General features: G+C 65.4%; 15 protein-coding genes and 1 tRNA gene. 8 read left to right on the top strand and 8 right to left on the bottom strand.

Features of this window, described 5'->3' with window-relative positions; all coding sequences use genetic code 11:
* Window positions 1-180: 180 nt before the first annotated feature.
* The 5 genes from DIE17_RS37305 to egtB form a co-directional block, all read right to left on the bottom strand.
* Window positions 181-570: a hypothetical protein gene (locus tag DIE17_RS37305; protein ID WP_185500352.1), complete on the bottom strand. Its 390-nt coding sequence runs from the start codon at window positions 568-570 to the stop codon at window positions 181-183.
* 222 nt (window positions 571-792) lie between these two features.
* The gene (locus DIE17_RS06590; RefSeq protein ID WP_044845180.1) at window positions 793-1,047 is read right to left on the bottom strand and encodes a glycine zipper 2TM domain protein; all 255 of its coding nucleotides are present in this window, start codon (window positions 1,045-1,047) and stop codon (window positions 793-795) included.
* A gap of 56 nt (window positions 1,048-1,103) precedes the next feature.
* Entirely contained in the window at window positions 1,104-1,406 is a 303-nt protein-coding gene (locus tag DIE17_RS06585) for a hypothetical protein (protein ID WP_124486778.1), read from the bottom strand.
* A 282-nt stretch (window positions 1,407-1,688) separates the two neighbouring features.
* Window positions 1,689-2,702, bottom strand: coding sequence for an L-histidine N(alpha)-methyltransferase (gene egtD / locus DIE17_RS06580; protein ID WP_124520423.1), 1,014 nt, complete (start codon window positions 2,700-2,702; stop codon window positions 1,689-1,691).
* Window positions 2,686-3,924 carry an ergothioneine biosynthesis protein EgtB gene (egtB, locus tag DIE17_RS06575; protein ID WP_124520421.1) on the bottom strand — a complete coding sequence of 413 codons (1,239 nt, stop codon included), beginning with the start codon at window positions 3,922-3,924 and terminating at the stop codon, window positions 2,686-2,688. Before egtB ends, egtD begins: the two co-directional genes overlap by 17 nt.
* A 586-nt stretch (window positions 3,925-4,510) precedes the next feature.
* Between egtB and DIE17_RS06570 the strand changes: the two genes are divergently transcribed.
* Window positions 4,511-4,987, top strand: a complete 477-nt coding sequence (locus DIE17_RS06570; protein WP_124520419.1) for a carboxymuconolactone decarboxylase family protein — start codon at window positions 4,511-4,513, stop codon at window positions 4,985-4,987.
* On the top strand, window positions 4,987-5,868 hold the full coding sequence (locus tag DIE17_RS06565; protein WP_124520425.1) for a sigma-70 family RNA polymerase sigma factor: 882 nt from the start codon (window positions 4,987-4,989) through the stop codon (window positions 5,866-5,868). The genes DIE17_RS06570 and DIE17_RS06565 overlap by 1 nt, the downstream gene beginning before the upstream one ends.
* A 229-nt stretch (window positions 5,869-6,097) precedes the next feature.
* Here DIE17_RS06565 and DIE17_RS06560 read toward each other — a convergent pair.
* Window positions 6,098-6,174 (bottom strand) — tRNA-Val (locus tag DIE17_RS06560).
* Between the two features lie 356 nt (window positions 6,175-6,530).
* On the opposite strand from DIE17_RS06560, the gene DIE17_RS06555 reads away from it, so the two are divergent.
* From DIE17_RS06555 to DIE17_RS06540, 4 genes are all read left to right on the top strand, one after another.
* The gene (locus DIE17_RS06555; RefSeq protein WP_044845175.1) at window positions 6,531-7,466 is read left to right on the top strand and encodes a glycosyltransferase family 2 protein; all 936 of its coding nucleotides are present in this window, start codon (window positions 6,531-6,533) and stop codon (window positions 7,464-7,466) included.
* Between the two features lie 138 nt (window positions 7,467-7,604).
* The gene (locus DIE17_RS06550) at window positions 7,605-9,113 is read left to right on the top strand and encodes a hypothetical protein (protein ID WP_260426248.1); all 1,509 of its coding nucleotides are present in this window, start codon (window positions 7,605-7,607) and stop codon (window positions 9,111-9,113) included.
* A 71-nt stretch (window positions 9,114-9,184) separates the two neighbouring features.
* Window positions 9,185-9,973, top strand: coding sequence for a bifunctional 2-polyprenyl-6-hydroxyphenol methylase/3-demethylubiquinol 3-O-methyltransferase UbiG (locus DIE17_RS06545; protein WP_124486772.1), 789 nt, complete (start codon window positions 9,185-9,187; stop codon window positions 9,971-9,973).
* Entirely contained in the window at window positions 9,970-10,308 is a 339-nt protein-coding gene (locus DIE17_RS06540) for an EamA family transporter (protein WP_124486771.1), read from the top strand. The genes DIE17_RS06545 and DIE17_RS06540 overlap by 4 nt, the downstream gene beginning before the upstream one ends.
* A gap of 1,092 nt (window positions 10,309-11,400) precedes the next feature.
* Here DIE17_RS06540 and DIE17_RS06535 read toward each other — a convergent pair.
* Entirely contained in the window at window positions 11,401-12,162 is a 762-nt protein-coding gene (locus tag DIE17_RS06535) for an anti-sigma factor (protein WP_124520415.1), read from the bottom strand.
* Entirely contained in the window at window positions 12,159-12,677 is a 519-nt protein-coding gene (locus DIE17_RS06530; RefSeq protein WP_124520413.1) for a sigma-70 family RNA polymerase sigma factor, read from the bottom strand. The genes DIE17_RS06535 and DIE17_RS06530 overlap by 4 nt, the downstream gene beginning before the upstream one ends.
* 158 nt (window positions 12,678-12,835) lie before the next feature.
* Between DIE17_RS06530 and DIE17_RS06525 the strand changes: the two genes are divergently transcribed.
* Window positions 12,836-13,924, top strand: a complete 1,089-nt coding sequence (locus DIE17_RS06525) for a catalase family peroxidase (RefSeq protein WP_124486768.1) — start codon at window positions 12,836-12,838, stop codon at window positions 13,922-13,924.
* Window positions 13,921-14,454, top strand: coding sequence for a cytochrome b (locus DIE17_RS06520; RefSeq protein ID WP_124486767.1), 534 nt, complete (start codon window positions 13,921-13,923; stop codon window positions 14,452-14,454). The genes DIE17_RS06525 and DIE17_RS06520 overlap by 4 nt, the downstream gene beginning before the upstream one ends.
* The last annotated feature ends 402 nt before the right edge of the window (window positions 14,455-14,856 follow it).

Below are 14,856 nucleotides of genomic sequence, written 5' to 3'. Positions count from 1 at the left end.
ATCCGCCTGTCATTCGCGTGAAAGCGGTTCGTATTCTGGCGCGTTCGTGCGTGCGGTTACGGCTGGTTGCAAATCGGGGTCGATGCGCGACGAGCAACGCGACACACCGCAGCGCCCCTTGGCCCGCTGGCAATGAAAAAGGGCGCCGAAGCGCCCTTCTTCCGCATGCGTGCGCCGCGCTTACAGCGTGTGGCCGAATGCGTTCCGATGCGCGTGGCGCGTGGACTTCGATGCATGCGCGGTATGCCCGTGCGAGCGCCCGTGACCGCTGCCCGGCTGCGCGCCGGCACGATCGGCGATCGAATCGGAGCGATCGGCTGCGCGCGACAGGCCCTTGTCGCGGTCGCCCGCGTGCATGCCGTTCGAGTTGCTCAGCGCTTCACCGCTCATGTGGCCGGCGGACATGCCGCCCGCATTGGCACCCATGCCGCCCATCCCGCCGGCACCATGGCCGCCGCCGTTGCCACCACCACCGCCACCACCATTGCCGCCGCCCGCCGCTTGCGCGGAAACGGCGCTGAGTGCGAGCAGCGCAGCTGCGAGCACGGACAGATATCGTTGCGTTTTCATTGTTTGCTCCCTGGAGCGCGTTCGAGTGACTGCATTCTAGGTACGCGCGCGCTTCGTGCGGCGCGGCGTTGTAAATGATCGTAACGGCGCGCGCGGCGCGGTTTCGTCGGATCGATCCGCCGGCGTTCGGCACGCTTGATGAACCGGCCGGTCGGCCGCCACCCGACAAGGGAAATGAAAGGCGGAGACGGCGCGATCGCGCCGTTCCGCCGGTGGCTACGCTTACTGCGCCGGCTGCACGCCCTGCGCTGCGGCCTTGCGCTGCGCGGCCAGTTCCTGCTCGTGTTTCTTCGCCATGTGGCGGCCTACGATACAGCCGCCGACCGCGCCGACCACGGCGTGATGTCCCGCGTAGTGGCCGGCGACGCCGCCCACCACCGCGCCCTTCATGCAGCCCGCCGCGTGCGCGCTGCCGATCGTTGCGAGCGCGACGACGGCGGCCGCCGCGCTATACCTGATGTGTCGAATGGGCATCATGCGATCACACTCCTCTCGTCGTCGTGCTCGGTGTCCTCATGAACCGGTTGCCCGGTTCAGTTCCAGCGGCCGCGCCAGCCGTCGCCGTCACGCCAGCCGCGCTCGCGCCACTCGTGCTCGCGCCATTCACGACGGCGCCATTCGTGTTCGCGCCATTGACGCTCACGCCAGTCGTCATCGCGATAGTAGCCAACCGGCGCGTACGTCACCGGCGGCGGCGCGACGTAGACCGGCGCCGGCGCCGCATAGACGCCCGGCACGCCGATGCCGACCGCCAGGTCGACGTGGGCCGATGCGATGCCCGAAGCTGCCAGCGCCGCTACGCCGAGAACTGCACCGAGAATAAGTTTCTTGCTCATTTCGCGACTCCCTGCACGTGTCGTGCGTCATGTGACTACGGTTCGGAGTCTAGGCACCACGGGCGGACACAGGTGAAACCGGTATGCGAGACCGGTAACGGACGTTTACGGAGGGGCGCGAAGCCTTACGGGACAAGGGTGACGAGCGATTCGACACGCCGTTGCAACGACGCATCGAATCGGGAGAGTCGGGAAATTTTGCCGGCGCGCGGGCCGGCGACGCAGACCGCACGCGTCCCGCGCGCACGCCGTGCGAGCGGATCGCGACGACTCGCGACGACGTTACGCGCGGATATCGTCGACGCTGCGCAGCCAGTGCACGCTGAACAGCTGGTCCGCGTCGGTCCACACGGTGTCGGGCTCGAAGCCCGCACGCCGCGCGATCGCCTGGAAGCCGTCGATCGTGAACTTGTACGAGTTCTCCGTGTGGATGCGTTCGCCGGCCTCGAAGCGGAACGCGTGGCCGCGCACGTGCACCGTCTGCGCGATATCGCTGACGAGATGCATCTCGATGCGCTGCAGCTCACGGTCGTAGAACGCGCAATGCGAGAACGCGTCGAGATCGAAATCCGCGCCGAGCTCCGCGTTCGCGCGGGCGAGCAGGTTCAGGTTGAACTGGGCGGTCACGCCCTGCGCGTCGTTGTACGCGTGATGCAGCGTGCGTTCGTCCTTCACGAGATCCGCCCCGACCAGCAGGCCGCCGCCGCGCAACAGCCGCGCGGCGTCGCGCAGGAACGTATCGGCTTCCTCCGGCGAGAAGTTGCCGATCGTCGAGCCGGGAAAGAAGCCGATGCGCCGGCGTGGCGTGCCGGTCAGCTCGGCCAGCTGCTCGGCCTTCGTGTAGTCGGCCGCGAGCGGCGCGACGTCGAGCCACGGATACGCGGCACGCAGCCGCGCGGCCGCGCCGTGCAGGTAGTCGGCCGAGATGTCGATCGGCACGTAGCGCGCCGGCGCGTTCGCATAGTTGTCCGCGCACGCGTCGAGCAGCACGCGGATCTTCTCGAGCGAGCCCGCGCCGAATTCGACGATGTCCGCATGCGGGCCGACGCGCCGCACGATCTCGGCCGCGCGATCGCGCAGGATCCCGAGTTCGGTACGCGTCGGGTAATACTCCGGCAGTTCGCAGATGCGATCGAACAGCGCGGAGCCGGCCGCATCGTAGAAGTATTTCGGCGGAATGCTGCGCGGCGTGCGCGACAGCCCGTCGATCAGGTCGCGCTCGAACGCGCTCGGCCGCGCATCGCGGGCGGGTTGCAGGCCACCGCTCGTGGCCGTCAGATCAGACGTCTCGCGCAAGTCGCACTCCCGTGAATTGCCAGCGCGCGGCCGGCGGAAAGAAATTGCGGTACGTCGGCCGTTCGTGCCCCGGCGGGGTCGCGATGCTGCTGCCGCGCAGGACTTGCTGGCCGACCATGAACTTGCCGTTGTATTCCGCGGCGACGCCTGCGAGCGGCCGAAAGCCCGGATACGGCTCGTAGGACGAACGCGTCCACTGCCATACGTGCCCGAGCATCTGCGCGATGCCATCCGCGCCGAACGCGGCCTCCCATTCGAATTCCGTCGGCAGGCGCGTGCCGGCCCATTCCGCATACGCCGCCGCTTCGTAGAAGCTCACGTGACACACGGGCGCATCGGGCGCGAGCGGCTCGACACCGTGCAGGCCGAACGCGCGCCAGGCGTGTGCGGCTGCCGGATCACCGTCGTCGCCGGGAATCCAGTACGCGGGCCCTTGCCACCCTTCCCGCTGCACCGTCGCCCAGCCGTCGGACAGCCAGTATTCGGGGCGGACATAGCCGCCGTCCGCGATGAAGGCCGCGAATTCCGCATTCGTCACGAGACGGTTCGCGATCTCGCACGGACGCACGAGCGCGGTATGGCGCGGCCGTTCGTTGTCGAACGAGAACGCGGCGCCATCGTGGCCGATCTCGACGAGCCCGCCCGGCTGATGCAGCCAGCGCAGCGGGCCGGCATCGCCCGCGGCCCGGGCGGCGTGCCCGGCGTGAGCATTGGCGCCGCTGCGCGGCCGGAACGCGGGCTTGAGCGGGTTGCACGAGAACGCATGCAGCATGTCCGTGACGATCAGTTCCTGATGCTGCTGTTCGTGATGCAGGCCGAGCTCGATCTCGGGCGCGATCGTGGCGAGCAACGCCGGATCGGCACCGTCGAGCGCGCGCAGCATCGCATCGTCGACGTACCGCCGGTACGCGTGCACCTCATCGAGCGACGGACGCGTGAGCAGCCCGCGCTGCGGCCGCGGATGGCGCGGGCCGAGCGCTTCGTAATAGGAATTGAAGAGGAACTGGAACGCGTCGTCGAACGGCGCGTAGCCGCGCACGCGGCGCATCAGTACGACGGTTTCGAAGAACCAGGTCGTATGCGCGAGATGCCATTTCACGGGACTCGCGTCGGGCATCGACTGCACGGCCTGGTCTTCGGCGGACAGCGTCGCGGTCAACGCGATGCTATGGGCGCGCACGTCCTGGTAACGGCGCTGAAGCTGGGATGCAAGGAGGCTCATCGGTTTACCGTTCACGTCGCGATTCGCTGCGTTGCGTTGCCGGAAAAAGGAAAGCCTTGCGCTCGGATGCGCGCGGCTGACGTGCGACCTTCATTGCTGCGTCGTCGGGCAGCCGGCGCGCGAGCCGGGCCGCTGGTGCGGCGTGACTTCATCTACCCGTGCAGAACAGTATGGGCCAGAAATGTGAACGTCGCGAATCGGATTTCGGGTGAAACGAGCGCGAAAGAAAAATGAAAGCATCGACCATGCGCGGAGCGGCGGCGTGACGAACCGTCGATGCCCGTCATGAGGGGGGCTCGGAGGGTGAACGCAATGTGCATGCCCGCGGGTTCGCCATGCCGACGCCTCATGACATCCACACCGGCGTCATGAAAGAACGGATGACACGGGTTCGCCACGCGAGCGGCGCCATGGAATCGAAATCGGCACGGGTCCGCGCGGCGGTGTCGCGGACCTCGACACCGCCGTTCAACCGCTCTGCCCTTCGCGCGCTTCCCGGCTTTTGAAAATTTTTTTGCGTCGATGTCACAGGCGCGCAGGGCTCGCTCGTCATATCGCCGGAACCCACACGAAAGGAGAAGGAACCATGACTGCGAAACTCAATCCGTTCGCCGCCGCGCCCGCAATGATGAAGAACTGGATGGCCGTCTCGGTCGCCGCTGCCGGGAGCCTCGAGCCGACACTGATCGAGTTGGTCAAGATCCGCGCGTCGCAAATCAACGCGTGCGCGAACTGCCTTAACATGCACACCGTCGAGGCGCGCGAGCAAGGCGAGACCGAGCAGCGCATCAACCTGCTGGCCGCATGGCGTGAAGCGCCCTGCTACACCGACCGCGAACGCGCGGCGCTCGGCTGGACCGACGCGCTCACGCGGCTTTCAGAAGGCCATGGCGCGCACGAGGCCGCGTATGCGGTGCTGAACGACCACTTCAGCCAGGAGGAACAGGTGAAACTCACGGTGATGATCAACGTGATCAACGGCTGGAACCGGCTGGCCGTCGGCTTCGGGCTGTGGATCGATCCCGCCGAGGCGAAGGCCGCTGCCGCGAAGATGGTGGCGTGATGACCCACCTCGATCCGGCCGCCGGCAGCGCCGCAGACCGGGCCGACGCAGCGGCGAGCTTCGACCCGCTGCGTCGGACGCTGATGCGCGTCGCGTACCGGATGCTCGGTTCCGTCGCGGACGCCGAGGACATGGTGCAGGAGGCGTTCATCCGCTGGATGGACGTCGATCGCACCGAGGTGCGCGTGCCCGAGGCGTTCCTGCGCCGCATGGTGATGCGCATGTGCCTCGACCAGCTGAAGTCCGCGCGGCACCAGCGCGAGACCTACATCGGCCCGTGGCTGCCCGAGCCGGTCGTCGAGGAAAATGAACAGGAGGACGTCACGCTGCCGCTGATGCTCGCGCTCGAACGGTTGTCGCCGCTCGAACGTGCGGCGTTCCTGCTGCACGACGTGTTCGGCCTCGCGTTCGACGAGATCGCGACGACGATCCAGCGCGACCCGGCCGCCTGCCGACAGCTCGCCGCGCGGGCGCGCACGCATGTGCGCGAGGCGCGGCCGAGGTTTCATGTCGAGAAGCAGCGCGGGATCGAGCTGGCCGAGGCGTTTTTCGCGGCGTCGCGCAGCGGCGACATGCGCGCGCTCGGCGCGATGCTCGCCGAGGACGTGAGCCTGCATTCGGACGGCGGCGGCAAGCGCACGGCCGCGGGCAAGCCGGTGTTCGGCTTCGAGCGCGTGATGAAGCTGCACGCGTACCTCGCCGAGCTGTTCGCCACGCATGCGTCGAAGCTCGTGCGCGCGGGGTTCGTCAACGGGCTGCCGGGGTTCGTCACACTGGAAGCGGATGGCGAGCTGCAGACGACGGCTCTCGAGATCGAGGGCGGGAAGGTCGTCGCGATCTATGTCGTGCGGAATCCTGACAAGTTGAGGCATCTGCATTGAGGGGTGGCGGATGGGCGCTTTGCGCCCGCTTCCCCTGCTCTGCGTTCTGCTTTGCCGGCTGCCGGCTGCTTGTTGCGCGTGGATCGCACACGCTGCATCGGCACGCGCATGCGAAGTTTCGGCCGCAAAAAGAAAAACGCCACGCGATGTTGCCGCGTGGCGTTTGTATGTTGGCGAGCCGGATTGCCTGTAGGCAATGCGAGCTGCCAGACCCCTTCATTTTGTTCGTTGGTAGGCTCGATTGGATTCGAACCAACGACCCCCACCATGTCAAGGTGGTGCTCTAACCAACTGAGCTACGAGCCTAAGAAGCCGCGAATTATAGAGAGGGTTTTGGAGGTGCGCAAGCCCCTTCGTGAAAATTTTTTGAATCGGGGAGGATGCGTTGGGGGATCGTCCGGCGCTCGAGCGCAGACCGCAATCGCATCCGGGTTCATCCTCACTGCGACGTCTCACCGGGCCCGGGTACGTTCCGTCATAATGGATTCGTCGCGAATCCGGGGCCGGGGGTTGCGAACGACAATCAAGAGCAGGAACCGGCCCGATCCGGTCACGGGGAACAGGCGCGCGCGATGCACGATCCGCGCGCCACCTTGCATGAACCAGTAGCACCTCGTGACGACGGCAGACCGCAACGCACGCGTAACGATATCGGGGTGGGTATGGTCGCGCTCAATCTGGTAATTCCCTGCTTCAACGAAGAAGCCGTGTTGCCGGAAACCGTACGCCGGCTCACGATCCTGCTTGATCAGCTTACCCGCGACGGCATCATTGACGGCGCGAGCGGCGTGACCTTCGTCGACGACGGTTCGCACGACCGGACCTGGTCCCTCATCGAAGGCTTCCATGCCGCTGATCCACGTATCCACGGCCTCAAGCTGTCGCGCAACCACGGGCACCAGAACGCATTGCTTGCCGGGCTCATGAGAGTCAACGGCGACGTGCTGATCAGTCTCGACGCCGATCTCCAGGACGACCTCGACGCGATTCCGCGCATGCTGCGCGAATACCAGTCCGGCGCCGAGATCGTATTCGGCGTGCGGCAGCGTCGTGACAGCGACGGCTTCTTCAAGCGCGTCAGCGCGCGCGGCTACTACCGGCTGCTGCGCCGCTTCGGCGTCGACATCTTGCCGGATCACGCGGACTTCCGCCTGATGAGCCGCCGGGCGATCGAAGAATTGCGCGGCTTCCGCGAGGTCAACCTGTTCCTGCGCGGCATCGTGCCGCTGCTGGGCTTCCGTACCGCGATCGTCCGGTACGACCGGCAGCCGCGCTTCGCCGGCGAAAGCAAGTACCCATTGGCGAGGATGATCCTGCTCGCGTCGGACGGTGTCGCGTCGTTTTCGACGAAGCCGCTGCAATGGAGCGCGTACGTTGGCGCGCTGCTCGCGCTGGCCTCGACCGTGTTCGGCATCTGGGCGCTGTCGATCCGGCTGTTCACCGACCGTTCGGTGCCCGGTTGGGCGTCCACCGTGATCCCGATGTACTTTCTCGGCGGCCTGCAGTTGCTGTTCCTCGGCGTAATCGGCGGCTATGTCGCGAAGATCTATTCGGAGACGAAGCAGCGCCCGCGCTTCATCGTCGAGAAGACGCTATGACGGGCCATCGGTCCTGTCGCGCAACGACCCGGTGCCAGGCTGGCGGCGGTCTCTCACGCGGGGGCTCGTGCAATGGATGACAGCACGGTAAGCGGCCGCTTGCCGCGTGCGTGGCCATATCGCACAGCCGATCGCACGTTGCGCGCATTGTTCGTTGCGACGGTCGCCGCCGCCGGCCTGCTGTTCTGGCTCGCGCCGCACCCGCCGATGGTCGATCTTCCGCAGCATGCGGCACAGGTCGCCACGCTGCGCGACCTGCTGCGCGGCCAGTCGCCATGGGCGCCATTGCTGCGGATCAATCTGTTTACGCCCTACCTGCTCGGCTATGGCGCGGCAGCGCTGCTTTCGTTCGTGATGCCCGTCGCGGCTGCGTTCAAGGTCATGCTGACCCTGTCGTTCTATGGTTTCGTCGCCGCGTACCTCGCGCTGCGCCGGCGTCTCGGTACGGACCCGCGCCTCGACTGGCTGTGCGTGCCCGGATTCTTCGGCTTCGCATACGAGTTCGGTTTCTACTCGTACCTCGTCGCCGTACCGGTCGCGATGATCTTCCTGGCGCTCGCGCTCGACTATGCCGGGCGGCCGACAGCCCGCCGCGGCGCACTGCTGGTGCTCGTGAATCTCGCGCTGTTTTTCTCGCACGGACTACTCTTCGTATTCGCGAACGCGATCGGCGTGCTGTTCCTGCTCGTGCGCCTGCGCACGACCAGCATGTTGCCGCGCGTGCTGCTCGCCTCGTGGCCGTATGCGATCCTCGCCTCCGTCACCGTGCTGTACGCGGCGTTGCATCGTGACGTCGATCTGACGCCGATGTATCCGTTTACCGTGATGTGGGGGATCAGCCCGGTCGTGCGCGTGTTCGCGGCCGTGCTCTATCCGTGGGGTGTCGCCGGCGACAGCCGTTCGCTGCTGGCATTCCTGCTGATCGCTGCCGCACCGTTCGTGATGGCATCGAAACCGAACCGGCAGGTCGCCGCCTATGTACCGGCAATCATCGTGACCATCGTCTGGTTTACCGTGCCGCTGTTCGCGATCAACACGTTTTTCCTGTATCCGCGCTTTGCGCTGTTCCTGTTTCCGTTTTATGCGCTGATGTTCCGCGCGCCCGCACCAATGGAACCCGGCCGGCGAATGCCGCAGCTCGCGCTGATGACGCAGTTGCTCCTTGCCGTGGTCTGCGCCGGTTTCATCGTTCAGCAAGGTGTCCGCGCGCTGCGCTTCGCCGACGAGAGCGCTGATTTCGACGTCATTGCCAACGCAATCGAACCCGCGCAGCGCGGCCTTGCGATCATCGTCGACAGGACGAGCCCGGCTGCCGGCAACCCGTATGCCTACGAGAACTTCGCGCTCTGGTATCAGGCCGAGCACCGCGGATTCGTCGATTTCAATGCCGCGCGGTTCCCGCCGCAGATCGTCCGCTTTCGGCTCGACCGGCTGCCCGGTGTCGGGCCGTCCGACGTCTCGCCGCTGCCGCTGTACCGGCACTTCGACTGGCAGCGGCACCAAGGGCGCCTGTACCGGTATTTCTTCGTTCGCGCCGAGACACCGCTGCCGGACACGTTTTTCGCCAATCCGGACTGTCGCGTCGTGCGCGTGAAGACGGCGGGCGAATGGTCGGTGTACGAGAAGCAGGCTTGTCGAGGCGATTGATTGCACTGCGTCGCATGCGGTGCGATGCGTCGCGCCACGTCGTGCACCGATCGCACCATCGGGAGATTGCGATGTCACCTGGATTCATCGCGGACGATACGCCGCGCTCGTATGACGAGATCTTCTACCGATACCAGCGCGAGGGATCGGCGCGGTCGGCGCATGGCGTGCTGCCCGGCGTCAACGCGCTGCTGAAGCCTGCGAGTATCCTCGACGTCGGTTGCGGTGCCGGAGCATGGCTCAGCGTGCATCGCCAGCTCGGCGTGCAGGACATCACCGGCATCGACGGCGACTATGTCGATCGTTCGATGCTGATGGTCGACCCTGCCGATTTCGTACCGGCCGATATTTCGAAGCGCTTCGATCTCGGGCGATCGTTCGATCTCGTCCAGTGCCTCGAAGTCGGCGAGCACGTGCCAAAGGCATCCAGCGAGGCACTCGTCGACAATCTCGTCCGGCACGGCAAGCGCGTGCTGTTTTCCGCCGCCGTGCCTGGCCAGGGCGGCGAGAACCACATCAACGAACAGCGCTACGAATTCTGGCGCGACCTGTTCGCGCGCCACGGCTACCAGCTGTTCGATTTCGTCCGGCCGATGATCGCCACGGACATGCGCATCGAGCCGTGGTACCGCTACAACCTGCTCTTTTTCGCTGCCGCCGACGAAGCGGAGTGGCTGCCGGACGCGATCGGACAACACCGCGTCGACAGCCGTTCGGGCATACCGGACGTGTCGCCGCCCGGCTACAAGGCGCGCAAGTTGCTGCTGCGCTGGCTGCCGGTGCGCGTGAAAACCGGCATCGCCATGCTGAAGAGCCGGATGGTCGCCAACCAATTGAAGCGCCACGAGGAACACCGGTGAAACTGTCCGTCTACGTGCTCATTCTGGCCGGCGTGTTCCTCGCGGCAACCGGCCAGGTCGCGTTCAAGATCGGTGCCGACGGCCGCCATGCATTGACTGAATTCATCAATGCGTGGGTCGCGCTGGGGTTGCTCTGCTACGGCGCAGGCACGGTGCTCTGGATCTTCGCTTTGAGCAAGACCGGGCTCACCGTCGTGTATCCGTTTACCGCGCTTACGTTCGTGCTCGTCTTTCTGGCCGGAATCGTGTTCTTCGGCGAGCGTGTGTCGTATGCGCAATGGGGAGGCGTCGCGATGATCCTCGGCGGGCTGTATCTGATCGCCATGGTTCGATAGCGGGGCGGACTGGCGCTGCAACTTATCCACAGCGCGCTATGGATAACCGTCCGGCAAGCCTCTGGATTCACAGTGGAACGATTGAGGATATGTCGACGCGACTGTGAATCGACGGAAAGTTGTTCTGTGATGCACAGCGATTTTCCTGTGCATCGCCTGTGGTTATGCATTCCACTTCATGCTGAAAATTCAGGGCGTTACGGAAGTTATCCACTGTGAGGCTGCGGGCTTGTTAACTATCACTACGTATATATACGAACTCTGTTAACACCTTTGGATAAGCACAGTCCGCCGACTGTGATCCGGGCGGGATATGCACTGCGTGCGGTGGATGGATCAAGCGAAGCCGAAGCCGGTGACCGCTCGAACGCTCGTATCGGTAGAATCGCCGGGGTTCGGGATCGTTGTCGGTTCAAGGGCGAGCGATTCAACGTGAAGTTCGATCCCGGCGATCGATGAAGGCTCCCGTCAATGAGATGCTGGTGATCGATATTGCTGGCTGCGTCGTGGGTGCTCATGACCGATGCGGCTGCACAAGGTCCGTTATGACGACCACGCCACCGTCGTACGACATGACGGACGACACGACGCTGGAGTCCGTGCGGCCGTGGCGCCCGATTGTCGCGTGTGGACAACCGGCACGCAAAACAATCAGGAACGCTGTGTGCCCCCCTCGGGAACACATTGATTCGAAGCGCTCACGCGCATGCGAACAACCCGTGAGCGGCCGAATCGAAATCCTGTGTACCAGCTCGGCGAGGGCGATGTGGATATCGCGACCCAAAGACACTCGAAATGCTGTGCGGGCCGAAGGTGAGTGATTCAACCAGAGACGGCATGCCGAGCCGCTGGGGCCGATGCGGATATCCTGCGTCCAGAAGACGCCAAACCCTGTGACGTCGGAACCGAAGAGGGTCTACCCATCCGGGAACGCACCGCGACGAGGTTCGCGGTGTGGACAACCACCACAAAAGCGAATTTAAACGCTGTGGCCCCGAACGGTGAACGTGCGTGCTTTCAGGCTTGTCGAACCGCATCGGACGGACCGCAGTCAGCGCACAACGGCCACCAACCGACAGCGTATCGTCCAGCTCAAATCTGCTGATCGAGCGCCCTCACGACCGCGTGCTCACCAAGACTATCCACAGGCCCGACCACCGCGAAGTTGAGCCCATTCACCGACCCATACCGCGCCAGCAACGACCCATCCACGCGTTGCCCGGCCGGCAGCAGCCGATGTTTCGATTCCGCGGGCCGGAGATAGAAGCTCAGCGTCCGCCCGGCGTCGTCCTCATAGAGCACCATCGCGGCCGTGGCCCCACTATCCGTCGTAAACAACCGCCCGCCAACCGGCCGGAACCCCGCCGCACTCAAATCCGGCAGCCTGGCCGATGCCCCCACGCGCCGGGTGAGCCAAGTTTGCAAATCCTTCGCACCCGTCGGCCGGAAATCCACCTTCGCGGCCTGATCGACCACCATCATCCGGTAAGCCTCGACCGCATCGCTCATCGGCGCAATCGGCGGCGCCGCGTTCCATCCACGCGCCTGCCAGCCGCCAAACGTCCCGAGCCCGATACAGAACACGAACGACGCCGCCATCGCGAACCGCACCCGCGAGCGCTCCGCACGCTTCGCACGAATCGCCGCCGGATCCAGCGCAGGATTCTCGCCAGGCATCCGCACGCCTTCGAGCGCGGCCCGTAACCGCTGCGCATCCTGCTGCCAGTGCTGCACCTGTTCCGCGCTCTCCGGATGCAGCGCGAGATATCGCTCGACCGCGGCGCGCGCATCGTCGTCGAGTTGGCCGTCGACATAGGCCTGGAGATCGTGTTCGTCGGGACGGAGCGTATTCATTTCATCAAACGGAGAGAAGGAGCGGGAAGCTCGCCGTCGCTGAGCTGGCGCAGCGCCTGGCGGGCGCGGGAGAGTCGCGACATCACGGTGCCGATCGGCACGTCGAGCAGGTCGGCAACTTCCCGGTACGTGAAGCCCTCGACCGCGACGAGCAGCAGCAGGCTGCGCTGCTCGTCGGACAAACGGCCGAACGCTTCGAGCGTCGCGCGCGCGGCCACCTCGCGTTCGGCGGACGGCCAGTGCGCTTCGTCGTCGTCGCGAATGCGGCCGAGCAGCCACGCATAGCGCTTCGCGCTGCGTTTGCCGTCGAGAAACTGCCGGTAAAGGATCGTGAAGAGCCAGCTGCGCAGCGACGCGTCGTCGCGGCGGCTCGCCCAGCGCGACAGCGCACGCTCGAGCGTCGACTGGACGAGATCGTCGGCCGCATGGACATCACGTGCCAGCCAGAGCGCGAAGCGTCGCAGCCTGGGGATGAGTTCGCGTAATGCGTCGTCGTCGGGGGCGTTTGAGGGCATGGCCGGGGGCGCGAGCCGATAAGCGTGGAGATGCCGCGTAGGACGCCGGTCGGCGCCGCTTATTCCGTCAGCATACGAAAAATTTCTTCATGGAATAAAGCGGCGCGGGTGGCGTCCTACACGCGTTCGACAATGATCTGACGATCGGGAGTGCATCCATGAAGCAATCATCCTCTTCTTCACCGCCGCGCGAGCCTGGGCGCGGATGGTGGCGCTGGGCCGTGATCGGCGGCGCGGTGGCCGGCGTGGCCGTGGCGTTCGGGTATGTCGGCGGCTGGCTCGCGCCGGCGCGTCTGACCCCGCACCGGCTCGTCGACGCGCTGCAGACGGCCGGCGGCGAGCATCCGGGTTTCCGGCGCAATCACGCGAAGGGCGTTTGCGTGACCGGCTACTTCGAAGGCAACGGCGCGGCTAGCGCGTATTCGGTCGCACCGTTCTTCAAGGCGGTGCGCACGCCGGTGGTCGGCCGCTTTGCGCTGCCGGGCGGGAATCCGTATGCGCCCGACAGCAGCGTGCCGATCCGCAGTCTCGCGCTGAAGCTCACCGCACCGGACGGCCAGCAATGGCGGACCGGGATGAACGCGATGCCGGTGTTTCCGGTGGCGACGCCGAAGGCGTTCTACGCGCAGCTGCTGGCGACCCGGCCGGATCCGGCGACGGGCAAGCCCGATCCGGCGAAGGTCAAGGCGTTTTTCGGCGCGCATCCGGAGACGGCTGCGTTCCGCGCATGGGTGAAGGGTGCGAAGCCGAGCGCGAGCTACGTCACCGAAAGCTATTACGGGCTGAACGCGTTCTACTTCGTCGATGCGGCCGGCAAGCGCCAGGCGGTGCGTTGGCGCGTCGTGCCGGAGCAGACGGCGGGCGCCGGGGACGTCGCGACGGCCGCGGATCCGAACGTGCTGCAGCAGGACCTGACGCGGCGCATCGCGGACGGCGCGCAGAAGTGGAAGCTGCTCGTCACGCTGGCGGAACCCGGCGACCCGGTGGACGACGCGACGAAGACCTGGCCTGCGCAGCGGATGACGATCGACGCGGGCACGCTCGTGCTCGATCGCGTGGAGCCGCAGGACAGCGGGCCGTGCCGGGACGTGAATTACGACCCGACGGTGCTGCCGCAGGGGATTCAGGTGTCGGGGGATCCGTTGCTGGCGGCGCGGTCGGCGGCTTATGCGGATTCGTATCTGCGCAGGACAAGTGAAGAGGCCGGCGTGGCTGGCGCGGCGCGATTGAGTGCGGAGGGACGATGATGAAGGCTGCTACGACGTTTGGCTTGCCGGCGAGGCTGCTGCATTGGGTGATGGCCGCGATGATCCTCGCGATGCTGTTCATCGGGGTGGGGATGGTGGCGTCGGTTTCCGGGCGGCACGATTTCCTGGTGGCGTTGCACAAGCCGCTGGGGATCGCCGTGCTGGTGCTGGTGTGTGTGCGAATCGTCGTGCGGCTTTCGTCGAAGCCGCCGGCGTTGCCTGAGGATTTGCCTTGGTGGCAGAAGGTTGCCGCGCATGGGTCGCATCTGGTGCTGTATGCGCTGATGCTGGCGATGCCGCTGATCGGGTGGGCGATGCTGTCGGCTGGCGGGTATCCGGTGACCTTGGGCGGCGGCGTGCAGTTGCCGGCGATCGTTGCGGCTGATCCGGTTGCGTTCGCCTGGCTCCGGGTCGCGCATCGCGTGCTGGCCTATCTGTTCTTCTTGACGTTCCTCGCGCACTTCGCGGCGGCGCTGTATCACGGACTGATTCGACGGGACGGCGTGGTGAGGGCGATGGTTGGGCGGTAATCGACGGAAGGTTGAGTTCGCTGCGGCGGGGCGGTTCACGGGCGACCGAGGCTGCTCTTGCCGTGCCGCTTATCTATGACCACTAGGGCGGTTCAGCGGCTCCCGGCCTAGCACGTCAAAAATATTTCACAAAAGGGGTTGCGGAGACCGGGGCAGGTGCTTAGAATCACGCCTCTTTCGCGCTAACGGAAACGCAGCGCGGGGGGAAGAAGGGAAGCGGTGCTGTTGAAGTCGGTTTTATCGACTCCAGTGCATACGAAATTAAACCGTAGTCGTCGCAACGAAGTAGTTAAAAAAGTTGTTGACGAGTTTTAAAAAACGGTTGATAATCTCGCTTCTCTGCTGCTGAAAACGCAGCGCTGCTGAGAAAGCCTCCGGGTCCTCGCAGAAATGCTCTTTAAA

The sequence above is a fragment of the Burkholderia sp. Bp9099 genome (assembly GCF_003857805.1).
GTDB lineage: Bacteria > Pseudomonadota > Gammaproteobacteria > Burkholderiales > Burkholderiaceae > Burkholderia.
This window is presented reverse-complemented; position numbering and strand designations above follow the sequence as displayed.